Source organism: Pedobacter gandavensis (assembly GCF_032678465.1).
Classification (GTDB): Bacteria; Bacteroidota; Bacteroidia; order Sphingobacteriales; family Sphingobacteriaceae; genus Pedobacter; species Pedobacter gandavensis_B.
This window is the reverse complement of record NZ_JAVTSK010000001.1, coordinates 670,446-684,564: the sequence shown is the minus strand read 5'-3', so window position 1 is coordinate 684,564 and position 14,119 is coordinate 670,446. Positions and strand designations below refer to the sequence as shown.

The window sequence follows — 14,119 nt, the reverse complement described above, 5'->3', positions numbered from 1 at the left end:
GCGATGCGCTACGACTGAATTTGCCCAATCAGTCTTTTTAGATTTTCGGAGAGTTTCATTAAAGACTGTTTGCTTTTTTCATCAGGAACATCTTGTTGATGAAACAAAAGCTCCATCTGCCTGAAATCTGCAGCCAGTTTTCTGGCACCAATCTGTGCAATACGTCCAGCCAGTCGATGACTCAATAAAGCGAGTCTTGAAGCATCCTCTTGTATTGTCGCTTGCTTCAGCTCCAACAGGTCATTTTCACAATCGGTTATAAATCGGCTTAAAATCTTCTTCAGTTGTGCTTCATCATCAAAAGTCATCTTCCGCAATGGACCAAGATCCAATTCAATTTCAGGCTCGATATTTTCTACGACTTGGTTTTGATCTTCTGCATCAGACTGAGTCTCTTTTGAAAAGGAATCCGCGTCCAGTTCTTCAGAAAATACTGCCAGCAATTCATTTTCACGGAAAGGTTTCATCACCAGGCCATCAAAACCATTATTCAACAAAAAGTCTCTTTCATCAGGTAATACCTGTGCGGTAATGGCAAAAACCTTAATGCTCCTTCCCAGCTTCTCCCTTAAAAGCCGACAAAGTTCAACACCATTCATTTCCGGCATTCTCATATCCAGAAGTATATATTTCAGGTCTTCAACTGAAGCTGCTTCTTTGAGCAATTGTACAGGAGAATGAAAACTTCTGTAATCTATATGATTTCTTTCAAAAATAATACTACATAACTCTAAAATTAGTGGATCATCATCTACCACCCATACTTTAAATGGCTTCCAGCTCAATCGATCTTTTGATTGCGACAAAGCCTCTTCTATTGGTTTTTCAGCAATTTGAAAAGTCAGATAAACCGTAAAAACACTACCTTCTCCTTCCTTACTCTTCACATAAATACGTCCGCCCTGATTCTCCACTAACGATTTAATGATCGTTAGACCTAATCCGGTTCCAGATTGATGTAGCACTTCCTGATCATTGGCATTTACCTGCTCAAATTCATTAAATATAACTGCCTTTGAGGCTTCAGAAATTCCAATTCCAGTATCTCTTACCATAAAAGTAAAATGAAGATGATCACCTTGACGTTTGTAAAAAACCGAAAGGACCACCTCTCCTTCATGCGTGAATTTAATCGCATTGCCCAATAAATTATAAAGAATCTGCTTTAGTCTAAAAGGATCTCCACTCACATATTTTGTCCCATGCAAGGAAATTTCTGTTTGCAGATTCAGAGATTTCCGTTCTGCCTGAGGTCTCATCACAAAGACCACTTCATCCAGTAATTTCGCAATATCAAAAGGTTTTTCCAGGAAGGTAAACTTCCCGGAGATGATCCGATTATAATCCAACACCTCATTTACAATCTGCAACAAATGTTCGGAAGAATGATAAATGGCATCAATGTCTTTAGCTTTAGGCTTTTCCTCCTGACGAATCAGCTCAGCATAACCAATAATGGACTGCAAAGGAGTTCTTATTTCATGACTCATATTAGAAAGAAAGCGCTGTTTCGCCATCCCATGGTATTCTGCCAAATCTCTGGCTTGCTCCAGTTCGTTCTTATAGCGATTACTTCGGGTAATATCAATCAAAATAAAATAAAGCATCAACAGCATTAACAGGAAAAATACCAGCATGATGATACTGATGGTAGTGATTCCAGTGTTTACCACATGCTTGGCCTGAATGCCGTTAAGTTCGATCTGTGTGACTACCTCAGTTTCTACCTTACGGAGAATATCCAACATCTGATTGATCAAAAGATTGTTGGCATTGGCCAGCTCCGCTTCTTTATCAAGAAAGCGGGCACTGTTTCTACGCTGTTCTTTTTCGATATTCCGAAGGGTCTCCTCCAGACTTTTAGAAGTTTTATCCTCATTTGAAAGCGAAATGGTGTCTACTTTCAAATTCTTTTCATTGATAATTTTATAGGATTTATTGTCCTCACTATCTTTCTTCTTGCCAAACAAACGACCAAAGAAACCCCTGTTTTTATCCTCTGAGGAGTAAATAGTGGTGGTAGAAGTTTGTAACTGAGAAGCCAGAACAGTACTGTCGTTCGCAGATTTGTTCACCAATTCACTCAGATTTTGTACCTGAGTTGAAAAAGATTTGTTGTTCACCAGTCGCTCTCTTACCTTCAGATAATTGACAAACTGATTATCACGCTCTTTCAGTAATTTCTGAATGCTACTGATCCGCTGCAATTGCACTGAATCCTTCGCATATAAATGGGATAAAGAATCCAGGGAAGCACGTAGTTCCCTGGACTCTTTTAACAGCTTACTATAATTTTTTGGATCATTGGAGGCTTGCGTTTTCTGCAACTGATCCAATCTACTGATTCGTAAAGAAATCAGATTTACCAGCCTCAATCGCTCACTAGGTGTGGAAATGTTCTCTACTGTAGTCAGCATTTCATTAAAAGCTACTTTACTTACTGCCCAGGCCATGATCAGTGCGAAACAGGCGAGTAACAAAGCTATAATGACTTTTCCTTTTATTGCTTTAAATAAACTTTTCTTTGGGGCATCACTCATTTTAACAAACAAATCTCAAATGTACAGATAACCATAGCAAGGAACCTGCCATGATCTCTGAATTCAAAAATTTTAAGGATCCCAACAAAGAAACTAGCTGCTTCCGAATAAATAGAAAGCGATAACCAGTGTAATGATGACATTGAACAATTGAGCAATCAGAAAAGCATATAATGGTTTTTTACTCTGGTTCCCAAATAAGTCTTTAAAATTAGTTTCCAGACCGATACTGGTAAATGCCAAAGCAAACCATGCGCCCTGCAGATTTTTCAAGCTGTCTTTGACATTGGCAATCGTCTCCTGTGGCAGGAAAAACGAAAACAATAGAGAAGCACCAATGAAACCCAATACGAATTTAGGAAAGCGCTCCCATATTACTCCAATCGTTGGTTTCACTCTTTCTCCATTTTCATCTTTATGGTTGGTATAAGACCAATAAATACTAATGGCAAAAGCCGCGATTCCAAGCAATACATTTTGAGAAAACTTAACAATGGTACTGATCTTTAAGGCCTCTTCCCCTACTAAACTCCCTGAGGCAACCACAGCACCTGAGGTATCAATACTTCCGCCCAGCCAGGCACCGGTTACCGCCTGTGGAAAAGAAAAATAATTTGCAATGTATGGCATAAAAATCATCATTGGGATGGCGGTAATCAATACCATAGAAATCACATAAGAAAGCTTTTTAGAATCCCCCTTGATTGCTCCTGAAGTAGCGATAGCAGCTGAAACACCGCATATAGACACCGCACTGGAGATCATCATCGTCAATTCATCATCCACTTTTAATTTCCGGCACAGCCAATAGGCAAAATACCATACAGAAACCACTACCACCAATGCCTGAATTAAGCCCAGGGAGCCTGCTTTTAAAATATCTGCAAAAATCACGGTTGTTCCTAATAACACCAAACCGATCTTTACAAAAAGTTCTGTCGATAAAGCCGATTTAAACCACTGTGGAAGCGTAAAAAAATTGCTGATCGCCAGACCAATCATCAGGCTAAAAATTACGGCTTCCAGATTTAATGCCCGCATACCGGAACTTCCTGCAATTAACAGGGCAACGATGGTGAGTATATAGACCACCGGGAAGCCAAATAGAAAATTCTTGACGGATTTCCCCATAATGAAGGCACCTATTGCGCCAATGATACACATAAATACAAACTGAATCAGCATCGCAATTAAATTATCCAACTGAAAAATTTTATCAGTTAAACTGGCGGTATCTTCCCATTTAAAAACAGGAATAGGTAACAGGAAAAAGAAAAGACTACTAAAGACAACTAGTGTCCCCAGAATCACGACAGCCCAGTCTTCATGAATTTGAAGCTTGCTGACTTTGGTTGAATTTTTGGTCATTTTTAGGTTCATTTATATGTGTCCCGTAAATTAATAATTAATTCTATAATGATTCATCCTAAAAAAATGAACCGTTAAAGGTCGGACATTTAAAAAGCCAGGTCATCCAACCTGGCTTTTAACCAAACAAAACTTAGATCTAACCAAACATCTAATATTTTTAAAGCATCAGTCCGGACGACTGAGAATCAAATTCTTAAAGCTTTCTGAGTTCAAATATAATAAAGTCTACTAATTTAATAGAATATATTTAAAAATAGTTCTATCAATCTGGAATAATAGCCTTAAACAGTTATAACAGGGCATATCAAACCTTTTTCGCTGACTGATAATGATAGAATCACTGATGATTTAGTCAGACAAACTGAATGATTAGTCTCGGATTCCCATAAAAAACAGAAAAAAAAAGCCGCGAAATCAAATGGTTTCCGCAGCTTCATTATTAATTCTGACTTAGGCTTATTTTTTACACTCCACAGGTGCAAAAGTAAACCTCCCTTTATCGAAAGAAATTGGTTTTCCCTTCACAAAATACGATCTGCCAACAGAAGTTTCAATCTGCCCAACACCTAAAATCAGCTTACCATCTTTCTTTAAAAATGCCAATGGGTTCTTATAAATAGTTGGATTAGCCGTACCTATTTTGAAAGTATAATCAACAAATAAGGTATCACCACTAAATTTCCCGGCAACTTCCCCAATATTATCTCCTTTATCCTTGTAATTGATTAGCAGATGCCCGGTAATTTTCCCTGCTGCACTTGTATTCAGGTGAAGATCCGCAGTATCCAAAGCATCAATTGCTACATAGCATTCGCTACTCACTGTCGTATCTGCCTTTGCAACGGCCTTTTTTTCAGAATTGGTACAGCTATATACCAAGGGTACTGCCATACAAGCTAGATAAAGAATTGATTTTTTCATGTTAAAATGATTTCGATAAGTAAATAGTTAATGCCTAATATTAACTCAATATAATGAATAATTATTTTTAATGAAACCACTTACTTTAATAAATAGCAGATTCATTATCGAAACAAACAAGAAAAGGATAGTATTGTTCTATTTTTTTAAAGCAAAAAGCGCCCAGCTGATCACAAAGAAACCAAGACCAGTAATTACCGGTGGCAACATGAATTTTGGTCCGGATAATCCGACAAAAATAATCGCGATACCTAAAATGATCAATAAAAATGCAGAGATGCTTAAAATGGTTCTTTTTTCCATGGCTTTTTGAGTCAGTTGGCAATATATTGAACTTTTATGAAGATGAGGGAAGCATTTTTTTCAATGGAAATGGTATTAAAGCAAAAAACCTCCCTACAATCGTAGAGAGGATCTGTAGTCCGTAGGGGAATCGAACTAAATTCGCAACCTATTAGTAGTACAATTTGGAATAAAATAACCAAATCAACTTTTAATAATGCTGTCTTTGCCTATAGTTATGCACATTATTTACGGTTTTGGCATAGCAGAATACCTAACGGCCCCAATACATACCGATATTTTTCAATGAAGAAAATTCACTACTTCCACCGTTTAGGAAGGAAGCCATATCTTGAAGGTGATTACTCATTTTGATCCGCGATTTTTATTGCCTTTTCTAATATTTCATCTCTCCCTTGAGCTAAACCGCTCTTTGTAACTTGTACTTCAAAATCTGGCTTTATGCCAATCATATGATTCTTTGTCCCATCTGGATTGGTAACCTTTGTACCACTATAAAAAACCCTGAAGTCATCAAGTAAGTAAATATTCTGCATATCGCCATTTGCTCCTGAAGTAGGCCGACCAACAATTAAACCAAGTTTTAAGCCTTTGATATACCCTAATATACTCTCTGCGTAACTTTGTGAGCATGCATCCGAAAGAAAAATGATTTTTCCCTTTAAAAAAGGATTTATCGGGGATAAATCCCAGCCACTGCTAATATTAGCATTTGCTTTTAATGGGTCTTCAATAAGGGGTATATTCATCCACTTTGTATGCTCTACGCACTTAAGCAGATGACCAATTATGTTATTGATATTCTCTGCGGGATAACCCCTCATGTCGAAAATAATGGCTTTTGCTTGAGAAAGTGTTGTAATTGAGTCTTCGATTTTTTTAAGGACTGAGTCTTTGGTTAAATTATAGTAAAAAACTCTTTCTTTAATTAGGCCGTCCTTTGGAACATATTTATCGAGCGCCTGTGGCCTATATTCCAACTGCTCCGAGCTGCGGATTCCTTTTATAATTTCTCTTTTATTATTATTCCTGACAACTATCGAAACAGAATCTTTATCACTATCAAAGAACCCCAGTAGCACTTTGTAATTTCTCCATTGTGGCGACCCAGAAACTAACTTATATCTCCTGGCATAAATTGCGTCGGCCGGCTCTCCATCTATTGAATCTATTATGATTCCGCTGGTCAACTTTTTGAACATAGGGTCTAATACATGTTTAACCACTATCTCATTATCTATTTTTTCCAATGAAACAGAGATCGACTTTTGCTTTTTTCTATCATTTCCAGAATAACTTACAAACATGTGTCCGTCATTCATTTTAGACGCAGTTGTTTGTAGTGTATTCAGAAAATCTTCGTTAGTTTTATCCAACATCGCTTTTCGCATAAGCTCTTTATAAACATCCTCATAGTCTCCACTCACATCGTCCCAGTAAGGAAAGCCGTACCGCAAAACATTAGACAGGACAATCGCGTTGCTTATTCTCGAGGCTGTTTTATAATCATCATTTTTTGTTCTATAAAACGACCTGAGCCTATTAATAAAAGAACTAACCACTGCAGTATCTAGATGAGGATATGTTTCCTTCCCAACGGCATATAGCGTTTTAGGTACGGTGCAGAAAACACCCTTAATCAGCTGACGATTAATCATATCTTCAATTTTTGGATCTTGCCCGCGAAATAAAATACGATCACCAACATCTATGAAAATCCTGGAATTTGTGTGGGTAATCTTCGAGTTACTTACAGCTTGGTCAAAAGTTAGTGTTTTTTTCGCGCCGGCTATTGAAAAAGTGATTTGTGGTTTTTTTACGCTAACTCGACGAGTTTTAGAAATCCTTAGAATAATATTTACAGTGTCTTGCTGAAGGGGTATTTTTCCACTAAATTTAAAAACAGAGTTCTTCTCTGGGAGGTATTTTTGTACGCTTACAAACTTTATAGCATTGTCTGGATGTACAATGTTTATTGGGAGGGTATTGGTAAAACAGTCTGAAGAATCCCCTTGCAATTCTATACTAAATTCGAAATCCTTACCGCGGTAGTTCTTGAGGGATAGAGCCGCAACTGGATATTCATCAAAATCTTTCTCGAGAGTATCAATGTTCAATCTTTGGCTCTTATAAATTGGGATTCCATTGGGTAGTGCAAGGCCCCTGTTTATGAGCTTGGTTTTCTTATAAGTGATCAATTCTCCAGGAGTTATATTTTGTATTATTAAATTGTTTTTGACTGGCTGTTTGCCAATATAAACACTTGGAGAAATGTACTTAAATAAGTCTTTCATAATGACGATCAATGAATCATTATTTTTTGCTTGTAAAACTTTATCAGTACCATAAAGGGTAAATAAACTCCAGTTTATCCGCTGGCTTTCGCTCGATGGATGGAAAAACCTTACATAACCACAAAGCTCCGTAAAAGCTTTTACATTTTTTTTCCGCTGCTCCAAATTTTGGGCGGATACCATTGTGGGTAAAATAATCATGAGGAGGCTTAAAGCAAAGAAAATAGGATTAACGATTTTTAAGAATCTAGTGTAACCGGTAACGCTTGTTTTCATGGTCATAGTTTTTAAAACTTAATTGTTTTTTTATAAATCTGGAATGATGCTCTCTCCCCCAAAGAATTACTCTCTTCTATTAACGTTTTCTCTTTGTCGAGATTATTGAATATAAATAGGAAATTATCTAAAATATACCAGATAAAAAAGTATAAATACCTTTGAATAACTAGATATCTACTTTTCGCCATCAATCCCTACCGCGATTTCAGATCGTCTTAATTTTTTAACATCCTATCGCAACCTTTTTATAGTAAACTTTTTGGCTATAATGTTAGCTAGCTCTTCTTGAATAAGATAGGCGCGTTCCTTGGCTTCACTTACAATTTGCCCGTAAATAATGTCCAAAATTGTTAATGAAAGCATAATTCAGTTCATAATCTCGATATCATCTTTGGCGTATTGTTTCCGAATGAAATCGATGAAGTGTTTTTCAGAAATAATGTAGCCTTTTAATGTATTGGTTTCAAAGACATCCCCGATGAATTCTTTTAACCTCGAATTATGTTCTGCAAATATCCTCATTAAATATTTGCAATTTTTGCGATTTGCTTTAAAGTGAACAAAAATAAGGCAGCAGCTTTTCGCATCTAGATGTGTAATGGCTGAATATATTGGTGTTCAATTTGTTATTGAGAATTCGGTGTATAGTGTTTTCCCTTTTTAGATCCGCAACGAAATACACAATTTTTATTGTGATTTGATGTAAATATTAGGTTTTTGACATCAATAAAAAACCCTGCAAATATATGATTTGCAGGGTTTTAAGATCAATTGATATTGATTTTTGTAGCCCGTAGGGGAATCGAACCCCTATTTCCAGAATGAAAATCTGGCGTCCTAACCGGTAGACGAACGGGCCATTTAAGGTTGCCATCAACTTAACGTTGACGAACCTCTTTGGTAGCGGGAACCAGACTCGAACTGATGACCTTCGGGTTATGAGCCCGACGAGCTACCAACTGCTCCATCCCGCACTCTATGTTATTACTATCCTACCACTGTAGTCAAGTTTGTTAATCTTCGCCTTACAAGTAAGGAAGATTGTAGCCCGTAGGGGAATCGAACCCCTATTTCCAGAATGAAAATCTGGCGTCCTAACCGGTAGACGAACGGGCCATTTAAGGTTGCCATCAACTTAACGTTGACGAACCTCTTTGGTAGCGGGAACCAGACTCGAACTGATGACCTTCGGGTTATGAGCCCGACGAGCTACCAACTGCTCCATCCCGCACTCTATGTTATTACTATCCTACCGCTGTAGTCAAGTTTGTTAATCTTCGCCTTACAAGTAAGGAAGATTGTAGCCCGTAGGGGAATCGAACCCCTGTTTCCAGAATGAAAATCTGGCGTCCTCACCCCTAGACGAACGGGCCATTTTGATTGCCTTCAACAACGTGTTGACGAATCTTTTTTTGGTAGCGGGAACCAGACTCGAACTGATGACCTTCGGGTTATGAGCCCGACGAGCTACCAACTGCTCCATCCCGCACTATATACAATTCCGATTGTGTTAATTAATTGGTTAACTCTTCCTCCGAATTGGAATGCAAAGATATAATTCGTTTCTTTGTGGTGCAAATTTATTTCAAAAAATATTTTCATGTCACATAAAGCAGGTTTTGTAAGTATAATTGGTAAGCCCAATGCGGGTAAATCAACGTTAATGAATGCCCTGGTGGGTGAAAAGCTTTCTATCATTACTCCGAAAGCTCAGACTACCCGTCACCGTATTCTGGGAATTGTCAATGAAGAAAATTATCAAATCGTATTTTCGGACACGCCGGGAATCATAAAACCACGTTATGGTTTACAAGATTCTATGATGAGTTCTGTAAAAGGAGCACTTACTGATGCGGATCTGATCCTATTCGTTACTGACATTAACGAAACACATGATGAGAATGATGTATTGGATAAGATCATGGATACGACCATCCCGATGATTGTCCTGATCAATAAAATCGACAACGCCACACAAGAAGAAGTGGAAGCGAAGATGGCTTTCTGGCAGGAGAAATTAAATCCTAAACGTATATATGCAATCTCTGCATTACACTTATATAACTTAGATGGTATTATGGAGGAGGTATTAGCGTACCTACCTGAACATGCGCCTTTCTATGATAAGGAAGATTTGACAGACCGTACACAAAGATTTTTTGTTTCCGAAATCATCAGAGAGAAGATCTTCAACAACTACCAGAAAGAGATTCCTTATAGTACAGAAGTAGTGGTTACTTCCTTTAAAGAAGAAGAAAAAATCACCAGGATCAGCGCAGAGATCATCGTAGAACGTGATTCTCAGAAAAACATCCTGATTGGTAAAGGTGGAGCAATGCTTAAAAAGGTTGGTACTGAGGCCCGTAAGGATATTGAGAAATTCCTGGATCAAAAAGTCTTTTTAGAGACCTTTGTAAAGGTGGTTCCAGACTGGCGCAGTAAAAAGAACTATTTAAAAAGTTTCGGGTACGAAAATTAAGCTTACCTTTGCAACCCCTTAATAATTAATACAATTCATAAATACACATGAGCAACATTATCGCAATCGTCGGAAGACCAAACGTAGGCAAATCTACCCTATTTAACCGCTTAACAGAGAGTCGTAAAGCCATTGTTGATGATTTTAGCGGTGTAACCCGTGATCGTCATTACGGATCGGCAGAATGGACTGATAAGCAGTTTACTGTTATTGATACCGGAGGCTATGTAGCCAATTCCGAAGATTTATTTGAAGCAGCTATCCGCGAACAAGTGGTAATTGCAATCGAAGAAGCAACTGTATTGTTGTTTATGGTGGATGTCGTAACCGGCATTACCGACCTGGATGACGAAATTGCACAGTTACTTAGACGCAGCAATAAACCTGTATTCATTGTTGTAAATAAAGTAGACAATACTCAATTACAAAATGATGCTTCCGTATTTTACGGATTTGGTTTAGGTGAGATCTATCCGATCTCTTCTATGACTGGTTCTGGAACAGGTGATTTATTAGATGATGTAATCAAACACTTCGAAGATGTAGTAGAAGAAGAGAATACCTTACCTAAACTCACTATTGTTGGCAGACCTAACGTTGGTAAATCATCACTAATCAATGCACTGATTGGTAGAGAAAGAAATATTGTAACCCCAATCGCTGGAACTACAAGAGATTCTATACATATCCACTACAATCAATTCGGACATGAATTCATGTTCATCGATACTGCAGGTCTTCGTAAAAAGACTAAAGTAAAAGAGAATATTGAGTTCTATTCAGTAATGCGTACCATCAAAGCTTTGGAAGAAGCAGATGTCGTGATCTTAATGATCGACGCAATGGAAGGGTTAGAATCGCAGGACGTTAACATTTTCCACCTTGCAGAGAAAAACAAAAAAGGTATCGTGATCCTGGTGAACAAATGGGATTTAGTAGAAAAAGACAGCAAAACCACTAAGATTTTTGAAGATCAGATTCGTACAAAATTGCAGCCATTCACTGATGTGCCAATTGTTTTCACCTCAGCATTAACAAAACAACGTATTCACCAGGCTATTGAAACTGCTTTGGAAGTACACAAAAACAGAGCGAAGAAAGTTCCGACCTCTAAATTAAATGATGTGATGTTGCCGATTATTGAAAAATATCCGCCACCAGCATTAAAAGGAAAGTACATCAAGATCAAATACATTACGCAAATCAATGGTACTTCACCAATGTTTGCTTTCTTCTGTAACTTACCTCAATATATCAAAGAACCGTATAAACGTTTCATTGAAAACAAGCTACGTGAAAACTTCGACTTTAGCGGAGTACCAATCCAGATCTATTTCAGACAGAAATAATCTATAAATTACTGCAAACTGGATAATGCCTGTTTGACCATCGCATCATTTAAATTGAGTGCTTTGTAATAACCGGCATCACCCAGGTGGTATTTACAAAGCAAAACTTTAACATCATTCAGGATCAAAGGTTTCGCTGCCTGTAGTAATTTAGGCTCTATGACAATATTCCTACTTTGAATATATTTAATCAAATCCTTGTAATCTGTATCATTTATGGTAAAGGTTGCAAGGTTTTGTTCTATAAAGGAAGAGGTGTAACGGTTGCCCAATACGTCATATACGAAATCAAACAAAACTTTCTTTGCTATCAGCTTGGCATAAAAACCATTAAAACCACTGGTATCCATTTTCACATAGATATCCGGCTGGATGCCACCTCCTAAAAAGGCTTTCCCTTTCTTTAGGCTATCTTTAACACTTACTGAAGTCAACTCTCCATCATTAAAACGGTCTTCAATCTCATTCTGATAAGCATTGTAACCTTTCTTATAAGACTTCTGGATACTTCTTCCTGATGGGGTATAATATCTGGCAATCGTTAAGTTCAGGGCAGAGCCATCTAAAAATGGGAATTGCTCCTGCACTAAACCTTTCCCAAAAGAACGACGTCCGATGATGATCCCACGGTCCAGATCCTGCACAGCACCTGCAAGAATTTCACTGGCAGAAGCAGAGTTTTCATTGATCAATATAGCCAGCTTACCCTGTTCAAATTCTCCACCACCAGTACTAAAGTAATCCGTACGTGGCTCATGTTTTCCCTGGGTGTAGACGATCAGTTTATTTTCTGAAAGAATCTGATTGGCCAGCCCTGTTGCCGCAGTCAGGTAACCTCCCCCATTGTCGCGAAGGTCCAAAACTAACTTTTTCATTCCCTTTGTTTTCAGGTTACGCACAGATTCTACGAAATCTGAATCCGTATCTGCACCGAACTTGCTAATACGCAGGTACCCGGTTTCCGGATTCAGCATATAAGCCGCATCAATACTGCTTACTTTTACACGGGCACGGTTTACACTCAGCAATACCGGCAGAGGGTTTCCAGGATGCAGAATAATTAATTTTACCGCAGTCCCTTTCTTACCCTTAATTTTACCCACCATTTTCTCTCTTGGCAGCTCCCTGCCACTCACAAACATGGTGTCTATTTTAAGGATTTTATCACCCTGACGAATCCCGGAAAGAAATGCCGGACCATCTTTCACTACATTGGTCACCAATAAGGTATCATTCAAAATGTAATATTCGATACCAATACCCTCAAAATTACCCTCTAGTGTTTCTGCAAATTCATTGGCTTTAGCCGGTGGTAAATAAACACTATGCGGATCCAGCTGATGCAGCAAACTATCAATCGGTAAATGATGCATACTGTCTGCATTTACCTCATCAACGTAGTTTTTATTGATAATATGAATGATTTCATCCACCTTCCTGCTGCTATCCGCAGCATATGCCAATGGCTTTTGAAGCTGATAACCCTGATCTTTTAAGAACTTATACCCAACAAACATCCCCCCTATTAAAGTTAAAGAATAGGTAAGCGCGAGTAACAGGTGGTTGCGGGTGGTCTTTTTCATGGTTTATTGCTGCGTAAAGTTATAAAATAACCCTATCATTTAGTAAATTAAGTCCTAATCATTGACAATTGTTTACGCTTTATAGGAATTAACAAGAATGTTGCAACTTTGTTCCTCTAAAAGCCATATCAAAGGCAAATATTTCGCGTTTAAAAAGATAATACCCAATTTTAACAAAAAAAACATGATCAGAGTAACCGAACAGGAATCAACATACCACCACATCGATCAGATGTCTGTCCTTGAAATTCTTCAAGGCATCAATAAGGAAGACCAGACGGTTCCTTTGGCAGTCGAAAAAGTGATTCCAGAGATAGAAAAACTTGCGATTGCAGTGACAGAACGCATGAAAAATGGCGGGCGCCTATTTTACATTGGTGCAGGAACCAGTGGCAGACTGGGTGTAGTCGATGCCTCAGAATGTCCGCCAACATTTGGTGTGCCATTCGACTGGGTTGTGGGGATCATTGCCGGAGGTGATACCGCCATCAGAAAAGCTGTAGAGAATGCGGAAGATGATGCAAAGCAAGCCTGGATCGACCTTCAAGCATATCAGATAAATGAAAAAGACTGTCTAATCGGATTGGCTGCATCGGGTACTACACCTTATGTAATTGGCGGATTAAATACCGCGCGCCAGCATGGCGTCCTGACCGGATGTATCGTTTGTAATGCAGGCGGTCCTATTGCTGCAGAAAGTGATTATCCTGTAGAAGTTGTCGTAGGCCCGGAATTCCTGACCGGCTCTACCCGCATGAAATCCGGTACCGCCCAAAAACTGGTGTTAAATATGTTAAGCACCACGGTCATGATTAAACTCGGACGTGTAAGAGGGAATAAAATGGTGGATATGCAACTGACCAACCATAAACTCGTAGATCGTGGCACACAAATGGTAATGGAAGAATTAAACATTGACTATGCAAAAGCAGAAGACTTGCTGCTACGTTACGGCAGCGTACGTAAAGCAGTTGAAGCTGGCCATAAATAACAGCAATTA

The 14,119-nt window shown here is 38.4% G+C and carries 10 protein-coding genes and 6 tRNA genes; 3 read left to right on the top strand and 13 right to left on the bottom strand.

Features of this window, described 5'->3' with window-relative positions:
- Positions 1 to 8: 8 nt before the first annotated feature.
- The 12 genes from R2Q94_RS02895 to R2Q94_RS02840 all read right to left on the bottom strand — a co-directional run bounded on the left by R2Q94_RS02895 (position 9) and on the right by R2Q94_RS02840 (position 9,197).
- Complete coding sequence (locus R2Q94_RS02895; protein WP_316819921.1) at positions 9 to 2,540, bottom strand: ATP-binding protein; 2,532 nt, start codon at positions 2,538 to 2,540, stop codon at positions 9 to 11.
- Between the two features lie 93 nt (positions 2,541 to 2,633).
- Positions 2,634 to 3,908 carry a YeiH family protein gene (locus R2Q94_RS02890; RefSeq protein ID WP_316819920.1) on the bottom strand — a complete coding sequence of 425 codons (1,275 nt, stop codon included), beginning with the start codon at positions 3,906 to 3,908 and terminating at the stop codon, positions 2,634 to 2,636.
- A gap of 459 nt (positions 3,909 to 4,367) precedes the next feature.
- A complete protein-coding gene (locus R2Q94_RS02885) occupies positions 4,368 to 4,832 on the bottom strand; it encodes a hypothetical protein (protein ID WP_316819919.1) in 465 nt (154 codons plus the stop codon).
- 138 nt (positions 4,833 to 4,970) lie between these two features.
- Positions 4,971 to 5,135, bottom strand: a complete 165-nt coding sequence (locus R2Q94_RS02880) for a hypothetical protein (RefSeq protein ID WP_316819918.1) — start codon at positions 5,133 to 5,135, stop codon at positions 4,971 to 4,973.
- A 341-nt stretch (positions 5,136 to 5,476) separates the two neighbouring features.
- A complete protein-coding gene (locus R2Q94_RS02875; protein WP_316819917.1) occupies positions 5,477 to 7,705 on the bottom strand; it encodes a S41 family peptidase in 2,229 nt (742 codons plus the stop codon).
- A 369-nt stretch (positions 7,706 to 8,074) separates the two neighbouring features.
- The gene (locus R2Q94_RS02870; RefSeq protein WP_316819916.1) at positions 8,075 to 8,230 is read right to left on the bottom strand and encodes a hypothetical protein; all 156 of its coding nucleotides are present in this window, start codon (positions 8,228 to 8,230) and stop codon (positions 8,075 to 8,077) included.
- Positions 8,231 to 8,495: 265 nt separating this feature from the next.
- Positions 8,496 to 8,567 (bottom strand) — tRNA-Glu (locus R2Q94_RS02865).
- Between the two features lie 39 nt (positions 8,568 to 8,606).
- Positions 8,607 to 8,682, bottom strand: a tRNA-Met gene (locus R2Q94_RS02860).
- A 70-nt stretch (positions 8,683 to 8,752) separates the two neighbouring features.
- Positions 8,753 to 8,824, bottom strand: a tRNA-Glu gene (locus tag R2Q94_RS02855).
- A gap of 39 nt (positions 8,825 to 8,863) precedes the next feature.
- Positions 8,864 to 8,939 (bottom strand) — tRNA-Met (locus tag R2Q94_RS02850).
- A gap of 70 nt (positions 8,940 to 9,009) precedes the next feature.
- Positions 9,010 to 9,081: transfer RNA gene (locus R2Q94_RS02845), tRNA-Glu, on the bottom strand.
- A 40-nt stretch (positions 9,082 to 9,121) separates the two neighbouring features.
- A tRNA-Met gene (locus R2Q94_RS02840) sits at positions 9,122 to 9,197 on the bottom strand.
- 111 nt (positions 9,198 to 9,308) lie between these two features.
- Between R2Q94_RS02840 and era the strand changes: the two genes are divergently transcribed.
- Both era and der read left to right on the top strand, forming a co-directional pair.
- A complete protein-coding gene (gene era / locus R2Q94_RS02835; RefSeq protein ID WP_316819915.1) occupies positions 9,309 to 10,187 on the top strand; it encodes a GTPase Era in 879 nt (292 codons plus the stop codon).
- Between the two features lie 47 nt (positions 10,188 to 10,234).
- The gene (der, locus tag R2Q94_RS02830) at positions 10,235 to 11,536 is read left to right on the top strand and encodes a ribosome biogenesis GTPase Der (RefSeq protein ID WP_316819914.1); all 1,302 of its coding nucleotides are present in this window, start codon (positions 10,235 to 10,237) and stop codon (positions 11,534 to 11,536) included.
- A gap of 8 nt (positions 11,537 to 11,544) precedes the next feature.
- Here the strand turns inward: der and R2Q94_RS02825 are convergent, their stop codons facing one another.
- Positions 11,545 to 13,119, bottom strand: coding sequence for a S41 family peptidase (locus R2Q94_RS02825; protein ID WP_316819913.1), 1,575 nt, complete (start codon positions 13,117 to 13,119; stop codon positions 11,545 to 11,547).
- 184 nt (positions 13,120 to 13,303) lie between these two features.
- On the opposite strand from R2Q94_RS02825, the gene murQ reads away from it, so the two are divergent.
- On the top strand, positions 13,304 to 14,110 hold the full coding sequence (gene murQ, locus R2Q94_RS02820; RefSeq protein WP_316819912.1) for an N-acetylmuramic acid 6-phosphate etherase: 807 nt from the start codon (positions 13,304 to 13,306) through the stop codon (positions 14,108 to 14,110).
- Positions 14,111 to 14,119 lie beyond the last annotated feature (9 nt).

What these genes read in the sequence shown, in the direction of transcription:
- R2Q94_RS02870 (WP_316819916.1), bottom strand. Translation starts at nt 8,230, where the DNA reads ATGAGGATATTTGCAGAACATAATTCGAGGTTAAAAGAATTCATCGGG.
- R2Q94_RS02880 (WP_316819918.1), bottom strand. Translation starts at nt 5,135, where the DNA reads ATGGAAAAAAGAACCATTTTAAGCATCTCTGCATTTTTATTGATCATT.
- R2Q94_RS02895 (WP_316819921.1), bottom strand. Translation starts at nt 2,540, where the DNA reads ATGAGTGATGCCCCAAAGAAAAGTTTATTTAAAGCAATAAAAGGAAAA.
- R2Q94_RS02885 (WP_316819919.1), bottom strand. Translation starts at nt 4,832, where the DNA reads ATGAAAAAATCAATTCTTTATCTAGCTTGTATGGCAGTACCCTTGGTA.
- era (WP_316819915.1), top strand. Translation starts at nt 9,309, where the DNA reads ATGTCACATAAAGCAGGTTTTGTAAGTATAATTGGTAAGCCCAATGCG.
- murQ (WP_316819912.1), top strand. Translation starts at nt 13,304, where the DNA reads ATGATCAGAGTAACCGAACAGGAATCAACATACCACCACATCGATCAG.
- R2Q94_RS02825 (WP_316819913.1), bottom strand. Translation starts at nt 13,119, where the DNA reads ATGAAAAAGACCACCCGCAACCACCTGTTACTCGCGCTTACCTATTCT.
- der (WP_316819914.1), top strand. Translation starts at nt 10,235, where the DNA reads ATGAGCAACATTATCGCAATCGTCGGAAGACCAAACGTAGGCAAATCT.
- R2Q94_RS02875 (WP_316819917.1), bottom strand. Translation starts at nt 7,705, where the DNA reads ATGAAAACAAGCGTTACCGGTTACACTAGATTCTTAAAAATCGTTAAT.
- R2Q94_RS02890 (WP_316819920.1), bottom strand. Translation starts at nt 3,908, where the DNA reads ATGACCAAAAATTCAACCAAAGTCAGCAAGCTTCAAATTCATGAAGAC.